This is a genomic window from Microcoleus sp. Pol12B4 (assembly GCF_036701385.1).
Lineage (GTDB): Bacteria > Cyanobacteriota > Cyanobacteriia > Cyanobacteriales > Microcoleaceae > Microcoleus.
Genome location: NZ_JAUBQR010000461.1, coordinates 1 through 1200 on the forward strand (window position 1 = coordinate 1; position 1200 = coordinate 1200).

Annotated in this window: 1 pseudogene; it reads right to left on the minus strand. The window is 42.9% G+C overall.

Annotated features, from left to right (window positions below):
• Positions 1-588: 588 nt before the first annotated feature.
• Positions 589-1200, minus strand: a pseudogene (locus QUA38_RS29055) (NAD(P)H-quinone oxidoreductase subunit 5); the annotation flags it as partial.

The window sequence follows — 1200 nt, forward strand, 5'->3', positions numbered from 1 at the left end:
AAACCCACAATTAGGGCATACCACCGCACCGTCTTGCCATCCTTATCGGGAATTAAAGGAATCAGCAAGGACGCAGCAATGGGAAACAGAATTGTTGTTGTTAACCAGGGAAAGTTAGCTGTATCCATTGCGTTTTAAAATGATCCATCAGTTATTAGGTTTAAACACATTTTGGCAATTTTAGCCTAAATTTTATACTTTCTTTAGACGGAACATTTTTTTTTGCTATTATTTGCACAAATTATGCGATCGCAACAGTTAAGTTTAATCAAATATTTATTTCTATTTGCTAATTGTCAATGGTTAGTTATTGAGCTAATACCATTTCTTAAAATATCTCCTCGTGGGGATACGATCATGCCCAAAGCGTGTGAAATTAACTCTAAAAACTTTTGTATCTTTCATCTTTCGTTGCTCGCCCAGTTCAGCTCCCCCTAAATCCCCCTTAAGAAAGGGGACTTTGAGAGAATACTCTTGTTCCCCCTATCAAGGGGGGTTAGGGGGGATCTAGACTTCGAGACAAACAAAAGATACGGTAGGTTTGATATTAAGTTGACACGCTTTGGACAATGCCGTTTCCTAAAAGATTTAACTGACTCCAGAAACGATCGCAAAACCCAGAACTGCGACAAACACAATCAGGGCATAAAATTGAGCGCGACCGCTCTCAAAGTATTTCAAACCTTCGCCGCTAACCAGGGTGATAAGCCCTGTTAAGTTGACTACACCATCGACGACTCGCAAATCCACTTCCATGACTTGCCGCGCTAAACGGCGGCTGCCTTTGACAAAGAGAAAATCGTTGATATCGTCGAGATACCACTTGTTGAGGGAGAACTCGTAAAGCGGTTTGATTTTTTGGGCGATCGCACTTGGGTCAATTTTACGGCTCAAATACATCAGAGAAGCCAAAGTAATGCCCAGCAAAGCAATACCTACAGAGCTTCCGCCCATGATTAGAAATTCCGTCAAATTGAACTCAGCAGCGTGTTCCAAAACTTCTTCGAGAGACTCGCCTGGAGCACGAACAAACTGCTCGAAATAATTGGCAAACGGCGTACCGAGAAAACCGATAAACACAGAAGGTACTGCCAGCAATACTAACGGCAGAGCCATTGTCAGAGGAGATTCGTGAGGCAAATGGTCGTGCTCATCGTGACTGTCGCCAGTTGATGCCAATTCCTTAACGTTCATCGCTCC